At 60.6% G+C, this 8191-nt stretch carries 6 protein-coding genes; all 6 read left to right on the forward strand.

Translation table 11 applies throughout. From position 1 onward, the window contains the following. The coding region (locus JWP26_RS17915; protein ID WP_299730892.1) for an ABC transporter substrate-binding protein at positions 1–1332 on the forward strand (1332 nt) is incomplete at its 5' end. A 67-nt stretch (positions 1333–1399) separates the two neighbouring features. After that, positions 1400–3514: a beta-galactosidase trimerization domain-containing protein gene (locus tag JWP26_RS17920; RefSeq protein WP_299730894.1), complete on the forward strand. Its 2115-nt coding sequence runs from the start codon at positions 1400–1402 to the stop codon at positions 3512–3514. Continuing rightward, the gene (locus tag JWP26_RS17925) at positions 3514–4500 is read left to right on the forward strand and encodes an ABC transporter permease (protein WP_299730896.1); all 987 of its coding nucleotides are present in this window, start codon (positions 3514–3516) and stop codon (positions 4498–4500) included. The genes JWP26_RS17920 and JWP26_RS17925 overlap by 1 nt, the downstream gene beginning before the upstream one ends. Next, positions 4500–5639 carry an ABC transporter permease gene (locus JWP26_RS17930; RefSeq protein ID WP_299730899.1) on the forward strand — a complete coding sequence of 380 codons (1140 nt, stop codon included), beginning with the start codon at positions 4500–4502 and terminating at the stop codon, positions 5637–5639. Before JWP26_RS17925 ends, JWP26_RS17930 begins: the two co-directional genes overlap by 1 nt. Further along, entirely contained in the window at positions 5629–7326 is a 1698-nt protein-coding gene (locus JWP26_RS17935; protein WP_299730902.1) for an ABC transporter ATP-binding protein, read from the forward strand. Before JWP26_RS17930 ends, JWP26_RS17935 begins: the two co-directional genes overlap by 11 nt. Positions 7327–7338: 12 nt before the next feature. After that, positions 7339–8191: NAD(P)-dependent oxidoreductase (locus JWP26_RS17940; RefSeq protein ID WP_299730905.1), on the forward strand; the 853-nt coding region annotated here is incomplete at its 3' end.

An 8191-nucleotide genomic window follows, 5' to 3' on the forward strand; every position in this document is an offset into this window, starting at 1 on the left:
GATGCCGACCAGACCACGCGCTTCCCCAAACACTACCTCAGCCAGTTCATGCCGAAATACAACCCGGACGCAGACAAGCTGGCGACGGATGCCGGATTGTCGGGATGGGTGCAGTTGTTCCAGAAGAAATCAGGCGCCGCGCTCGAAGACGACTTCTTCACCAATTCGGAAATTCCTGTCCTGCATCCGTGGAAGATGAAGGTCGCGCCGGGCGAAAGCACCGAGCGTGCGACTGCCGAGCGCAACGCCTATTATTTCAAGGTCGATACCGAGGGCAACCAGCTGCCTTATCTCGACGGCATCGATTATGTGCTAGTCGCCGATGCGCAGGTGCTGCTGATCAAGGTGCTGCAGGGCGAGATCGATTTGATCGACCAGTATATCGGCACGCCGACCAACAAATCGGTGCTGTTCGACGGCCAGGACAAGGGTAAATTCCACTTTTATACGACGCTGTCGACGCAGCCGAACGAAATGGCGATCTGCCTCAATATGACCCATCCCGATGCGGTCAAGGCGGAACTCTATTCCAACAAGGACTTCCGCGCCGGCCTCTCGCATGCGATCGACCGTCAGGCCCTCATCGACTCGGTATTCGTGGGCGTCGGATCAGCATCGCAGACGGCGATCGCGGAAGGCGATCCGATGTATAATGAACGGTTGGCCAAGCAGTTTACCGAGTTCGACATCGCCAAGGCCAACGAATTCCTGGACAAGGCAGCGCCGAACAAAGACGCCGATGGCTTCCGCCTGGACAGTTCGGGGCGTCGGATCACGATCGTCTTCGAGCAGGACCAGGCCCGGCTCGAGATGGTCGACATGATGCAACTGATGATGCCGATGCTCAAAGTAGTCGGCGTTGACGGGCAGCTCAAACTGATCGACCGCTCCCTGTGGGAAGTGCGCATTCGCCAGAACATGGACTATGATGCGACCACCAATCGCTTCGGTGGCGGTATCGGTCTCGCAGCGGTCCTCGATCCGCGCTATTTCGTGCCCTTCAATGACAATGCCTTCTACGCCCCGGGATGGCAGATTTGGTACGGCGACAAGTCGGCCGCCAGCGCCGTTGAACCCCCGGCGCAGGTGCAGGAAGCGCTCAAGCTCTACGACGAGATGAAGAGCACCGTTGACGATGCCCGGAGGACCGAGGCGTTCAAGCAAATCCTCGAAATTGCTGCCGATCAATTCTACACCATCGGCATCAAAATCCCGAACGACGCCTACGGCATCGTCAAAAACAACTTCAAGAATGTGCCGGAAAAAATGCCGAATTCGTTTGGCTATCCGACCCCCGCGCCGACCAATCCTGAACAGTACTTCAAGGCTTGAACCCGCTTCCGGGGGGCGTTCTGCGCTTCCCGGAAAACCTTAGCCGGCCATCGAGCGGACATTTCAAATGACCCGGACTTTTAACGAGCCAGGCGGGCTGCGCACGCCCACCTGGTACCAGAGCGCTACGCGCTGGACCCAGCTGACCCTGGTCGAGGACGACCCACAAAGCTTCGATATCAACTTCTGGTTTCGCGTCTTCGACGACACGAAATCGAATGCGACATGCCTGTCCGCGGGCGGGTATGTCGCCTACTATCCCAGTAGGATCGCCCTGCAGCATGTCAGCCGGTTCATCGGCGACACCGATCCGTTCGGTGATCTGGTGGCAGGCGCACGCGCCCGCAACATGCATGTGGTTGCCCGCGTCGACCCGCATGCGGTACATGCCGATGTCGCCGCGGCCCATCCGGAATGGATATCGGTCACCGCCGAAGGTGAATTGCGCCGGCACTGGTCCTATCCCGAGGCTTACGTCACTTGCGCCTGGGGCGCCTACAACCGCGAGTTCATGACCGAGGTCATCCGCGAGATCGCCCACGACTACGATATCGATGCCATCTTTGCCAATCGTTGGGCTGGCCATGGCGTCTGCTATTGCGCCCATTGCACAGCAGACTTCAGGGCCAAAACCGGCTTTGAGCTACCGCGTACGCGCGACCCGCACAGCCCCATCTGGCAGGCCTGGCTCGGCTGGTCGCGAGACGTGCTGACCGAGCTGGTGGGACACTGGAATGCGGTGGTCGCGTCCGAGCGCCCGCACGGCCGCTTCATCCCCAATATCGGTAATTCCTCGATGCTCGATTTCGAGCTCGACGAGATCAAGCGCTTTTGTCCAATCCTGTTCGTCGATCATCAGGGTCGAACCGGCGTCGTGCCGATCTGGTCAGCGGGCCGCGACGGCAAGCGCATGCGTGGCGTTATGGGCAACAAGCCGATCGGCCTCGTCACCTCGACCTCAATCGAGGAGAAGTGGCGCTGGAAGGATTCGGTGCAGTCGCCTGAGGAAATCCGCATGTGGATGATCGACGGGCTGGCGCATGGTCTGCGCCCTTGGTTCACCAAGTTCAACGCCAAGGTTCATGATAGCCGCTGGCTGCCGCCGATCGCCGAGACCTTCGCGCTGCATGCGGAACTTGAGCCAGACCTGGAGTCGCTCGAGCCAACGGCCGAAATCGCGATGCTCGATCCAAGCACCATGTTGCGGGCTTGGCACGCCGATGACCGCGATGGTGCCGAAGGACACGAACTGGGCTTCTACCACGCCCTGATCGAGGCGAGATTGCCGTTTGATTTGCTGTCCGACCTGGTGATCGATGATGCAGCACTCGATCGCTACAAAGCGATTGTTGTTGCCAATGCCGCCTTCCTCTCCACCGCGCAGTGTGAGGCGCTGACCCGCTATGCTCAGCGGGGCGGAAGTCTGGTGACCAGCTTTGAGACCTCACTCTATGACGAGACTGGTGTGCAGCGTGGCGATTTTGGCCTCAGCGCCTTGCTCGGCGTCAGTGTCGCCGGTCAGATTGAGGGGCCGACCAAGAACACCTATGTGGCACTCGATCCGGCGGGCCACGCGCTCATTTCCGGCTTTGACGGCGCAGAGCGGATCATCGGTGGCACGCGCCGCATTCCGGTGACCGTGACGACGCCCGATGCCGACGTGCCGCTGCGGCTGGTCCCGCATTTCCCCGATCTGCCGATGGAGGAAATCTATGCCCGCGAACCGGCGACTGAGCCGGCGGCGGTGTTGCGCGAGCTTCCGGGTGGTGGACGCCTCGTCTATTTCCCCTGGAATATCGGCGAGACTTTCTGGGAAGTGCTGAACGCCGACCATGCTGTGCTGATCAAAAACGCCGTGCACTGGGCGCTCAAGGGCAGATCCCGCGTCGAGGTCGAGGGGAAAGGCATCGTTGATATCGCCACTCGCGAGAGCGGCAACATGCTGTCGGTTCACCTTGTCAATCTGACGAATCCGATGATGATGAAGGGGCCGATCCGCGAGTCCATTGCGCTGGCACAGCAGGCCGTGTCCGTTGCATTGCCGCAAGGTTTGTCGGGCGCTAATGTCCGGCTGCTCGTCTCGAAGCAGGCACCGGACGTCCAGATCGGAGAGGGTCGTATCAAGGTTCACCTGCCGCCGATCCTAACCAACGAAGTCGTCCTGTTCGAGTTTGTCGCGTAATGGGCATCTATATCGCCAAGCGGCTGCTCTACATGATCCCGACGCTCTTCGGGATGTCGCTGATATCGTTCGTCATCATCCAGTTGCCGCCGGGCGATTTCCTGACCTCGCTGGTTTCGGCCATCGCCGATTCAGGCCAAGGGCTCGATCGGGCCTCGATCGATCGCCTGACCGCGCTCTACGGTCTCGACCAGCCATTCTACGTCCAGTACTGGAACTGGATTTCGGGCATTGTCTTCCGCGGCGATTTTGGGTGGAGTTTCGACTGGGGCCAGCCTGTGAGCCGCCTGTTGTGGGATCGCATGGGTATCACCCTGCTGGTCTCGGGGCTGAGTCTGATCCTCATCTGGCTGATCGCCATTCCCATCGGCATCTATTCGGCCGTTCGGCGTTATTCGGCTGGGGACTACATCTTCACGTTCATAGGGTTCATCGGCCTTGCGATCCCAACCTTCATCCTTGCACTCGGCCTTATGTATGTGAGCTTCACCTATTTTGGCTTGAACGTCGGCGGTCTCTTCTCGCCGGAATATGAGGGCGCGCGTTGGAGCATTGCCAAGTTCTGGGACCTGCTCGCCCATCTGTGGATTCCTGTGGTGGTGGTTGCCATTTCGTCGACCGCGGCGCTGATCCGCGTCATGCGCGCCAACCTTGCCGACGAACTGGGCAAGCCCTACGTCACGACCGCGCGAGCCAAGGGCCTGTCTGAGTTCACGCTGATCATGCGCTATCCCGTCCGCATTGCGCTCAATCCTTTCGTGTCGACGATCGGCTGGGTTCTGCCCGCGCTGATTTCCGGCGTCACGATCACCGCCATCGTGCTCAACTTGCCGATGGCCGGTCCGCTGCTGCTACGGGCGCTGGTCAGCCAGGACATGTACCTTGCCGGTGCATTCATCTTGATCATGAGCGTGCTGACGCTAATCGGTATGTTGATTTCAGACATCCTGCTGGCGCTGCTCGATCCACGCATCAGGTATCAGTGATGGAACAGGTGACGCTTACTGAAGCTACGCTACTGCCCGCTGCAGGCATGGCCGATGCAGGCCAGTGGAAATTGATGGTCTGGCGTTTCCGGCGTCATCGGCTGGCCGTCGTGTCCCTGGGCATCGTCGTGCTGCTTTACCTGGTCGCGATCTTCGCGGAATTTCTGGCACCTTACGGCCCGGACCTCACGCGCCCCCAATACACCTATGCCCCGCCGCAGGGCATCAGCTTTGTCGACCATGCTGCGGACGGGGCATTGTCGTGGAATCCGCATGCTGCGGGCTATGACATCACCGTGGACCAGGAGGCGATGCGACGCACGTTTACGCCCAATCCCGACAAGATCATGCCGCTAGGCTTTTTCGTGCGGGGTGAACCCTACAAGCTATGGGGCCTGTTCAGCGCAGATCTGCACCTTATTGGTCCAACCAAATCTGGCGAGGTCGTCTACCTGCTGGGCAGCGACCGGCTTGGCCGCGACGTGCTCAGCCGCCTGATCTATGGTACCCGCATCTCGATGTCGATCGGGCTTGTAGGCGTCGTCATTTCGTTGGCGCTCGGGCTCTTTCTGGGGGGCATCTCCGGCTTTTATGGCGGAATCATCGATAGCCTGATCCAGCGCTTGATCGAGGTGGTCAGCGCCATGCCCACTATCCCTCTGTGGATGGGGCTCGCGGCGGCCATCCCTTTGACCTGGGGACCGATCGAAGTTTATTTCACCGTAACCGCCATTGTATCGCTGCTGGGCTGGACCTCACTGGCTCGAGAAGTGCGCGGTCGCTTCTTCTCGCTGCGGGGAGAGGATTTTGTCACCGCGGCGCGCTTTGATGGCGTCGGCGAAATGCGGATCATCTTCCGGCACATGCTGCCATCTATGACCAGCCATGTCCTTGCCATGGTGACACTTGCCGTGCCGGCAATGATTATCGCCGAGACGTCGCTGTCGTTTCTGGGGATAGGCCTCAAGCCGCCTGTGGTCAGCTGGGGGGTGCTTTTGCAAGACGCACAGAATTTACGTGCCATCAGCAGTGCGCCTTGGTTGTTACTGTGGCCGGCGCTCGCGGTCATGGTCGCGGTACTGTCCTTCAATTTCCTCGGCGACGGCTTGCGAGACGCGGCGGACCCTTATGGCGACTGATCTGGCCCCCATCATCAGCGTGCGTGACCTCAACGTGGAGTTCAGGCTCCGCCAAGGCATCGTGCACGCGGTCAAAAATGTCAGTTTTGAACTCAGGCCCGGCCGCACTCTGGGCCTGGTTGGCGAGAGCGGTTCGGGTAAGTCGGTAACGGCGCGAGCGCTGATGCAGCTCGTCGATCCGCCGGGCTATATTGCCAGCGGTGCCATGATGCTGGGCGATACAGACATCGCCAAGCTGGGCCGCCGCGGCCCGGCGATCCGGGCGTTACGTGGCGCTGATATCAGCATGATCTTTCAGGAGCCGATGAGCTCGTTGTCGCCGGTCCACACCATCGGCTCGCAGATCATCGAAGCGCTGCGCCTGCATCTGAAACTTGGCCATGCCGATGCACGCAAGCGCGCCATCGAGCTGCTGCAGCAGGTGGAGATCGCCGATGCACAGCGCAACATCGACCGGTACACTTTCGAGTTTTCTGGCGGCATGCGGCAGCGGGTGATGATTGCCATGGCGCTGGCCTGCAATCCAAGGGTGCTCATCGCCGACGAGCCGACCACGGCGCTTGACGTCACCACGCAGGCCGAAGTGCTGGACCTCATCCGCCGCATCCAGCGCGAGCGCGGCATGGCCATGTTGCTGATAACCCATGACATGGGCGTTGTCGCTGAAGTTGCGGACGATATCGCGGTGATGTATCGCGGGGAAATCGTGGAGGCAGGGCCAGTCGATCAGGTTTTCCATCAAGCCAGCCATCACTATACGCAGCGCCTGTTGAGTTCGGTGCTCAAACTGGAGGGTACTGCCGAACTTAAGGCAGGCCCCGTGGCCGGCGCCGCGCCAATCCTGTCAGTCAAAGGTCTCGGCAAGACCTATCTCGTGGGCGCCGGCGCTTTTGGCGGCCGTGCCAAGTCGAGCTTCCGCGCCGTCAACGACGTGAGCTTCCAGCTCGGGGCGGGTGAGAGTCTGGGCATTGTCGGCGAAAGCGGATCGGGCAAGACCACACTTGGCCGACTTATCATGCGATCGGTCGAGCCAACGGACGGAGAGGTGGTTTTCTCACCCGATGGTGCGCCCGCCATGGACGTGAGATCGCTCGATCGCGCGGGATTGCGTCGCTACTACGAACAGGTTCGTTTCGTCTTTCAGGACCCATTCTCGTCGCTCAATCCGCGCATGAGCGTGCGCGAAATCGTCGGCGAGCCGCTGCACGTCAGCGGCTCGTTGAATGGTCGGGCATTGACCACCCGCGTCCGCGAGCTCCTTGATCTTGTGGGGCTGGATCCCGACGTGATGGGGCGCTATCCGCACGCCTTTTCCGGCGGTCAGCGCCAGCGGATCGGCATTGCCCGCGCCCTTGCGCTAGAGCCAAAGATTCTCATCGCCGACGAACCCACCTCGGCCCTCGATGTCTCGATCCGTAGCCAGATTCTCGATCTACTGCTCGATCTGCAGCGTCGGCTCGGACTGAGCTACATCATGATCAGCCATGACATCGGCGTCATCCGCTATTTCTGCGATCGAGTCGCCGTCATGCGCCAAGGCAAGATCGTGGAAATCGGCGATGCAAAGACGGTGTGTACTGCACCGTCACACCCCTATACCAAGGCACTGATTTCGGCTGTGCCTTATCCAGATCCACGGACGCCGCGCATGAGCCGGCGCGAAAAATACTTTGAAAACTCTGCGTGAAGGAGAAGTCTTATGGTCAAGGTTGCGTTTCTTGGGCTCGGCGTCATGGGTTATCCTATGGCGCACCACCTCAAGGCCAAGGGCCACGAGGTCACGGTCTATAACCGCACCATCGCCACGGCCGAAAAATGGGTTAGCGAAAACGGTGGCCGCCTTGCCGGCACCCCGCGCGAAGCTGCCGATGGCCAGGATGTGGTGTTCGCCTGCGTCGGTAACGACAACGATCTGCGCGAGGTGACGCTGGGTGCCGATGGAGCCTTCCAGGCCATGGGCAAGGGCAAGCTCTTCGTGGACCATACCACCGCATCGGCCGAAATCGCACGCGAACTCTACGCTGCCGCCCATGCCGCTGGTTTCGGCTTCCTCGACGCACCCGTATCGGGCGGTCAGGCCGGCGCGGAAAATGGTCAACTGACGGTCATGGTGGGTGGCGACCCTGCGCCCTTCGAGGTCGGCCAGCCAATCATCATGTCGTTCGCCAAGGCGTGCCGACTGCTCGGGCCGTCCGGTTCGGGCCAGCTTGCCAAGATGATGAACCAGATCTGCATTGCCGGTGTGGTGCAGGGCCTGGCCGAAGCCGTGCATTTCGGCAAGCGTGCGGGCATGGACGTGGAAGCAGTCATCGATGTGATCAGCAAGGGTGCGGCTCAGTCCTGGCAGATGGAAAACCGCTACAAAACCTTGAATGCCGGCAAGTTCGACTTCGGCTTTGCGGTCGACTGGATGCGCAAGGATCTGGGCATCTGCCTCGCCACCGCCAACCAGATCGGCGCCTCGCTGCCGGTGACCGCCCTGGTGGACCAGTTCTACAAGGATGTGCAGCGGATGGGCGGCAACCGCAACGACACCTCCAGCCTGATCCGGC

Origin of the sequence: Devosia sp. (genome assembly GCF_028290435.1) — a bacterium.
Taxonomy (GTDB): domain Bacteria; phylum Pseudomonadota; class Alphaproteobacteria; order Rhizobiales; family Devosiaceae; genus Devosia.

Coding starts and splice junctions, on each gene's coding strand:
- JWP26_RS17930 (WP_299730899.1), top strand. CDS start 4,500: ATGGAACAGGTGACGCTTACTGAAGCTACGCTACTGCCCGCTGCAGGC.
- JWP26_RS17925 (WP_299730896.1), top strand. CDS start 3,514: ATGGGCATCTATATCGCCAAGCGGCTGCTCTACATGATCCCGACGCTC.
- JWP26_RS17920 (WP_299730894.1), top strand. CDS start 1,400: ATGACCCGGACTTTTAACGAGCCAGGCGGGCTGCGCACGCCCACCTGG.
- JWP26_RS17935 (WP_299730902.1), top strand. CDS start 5,629: ATGGCGACTGATCTGGCCCCCATCATCAGCGTGCGTGACCTCAACGTG.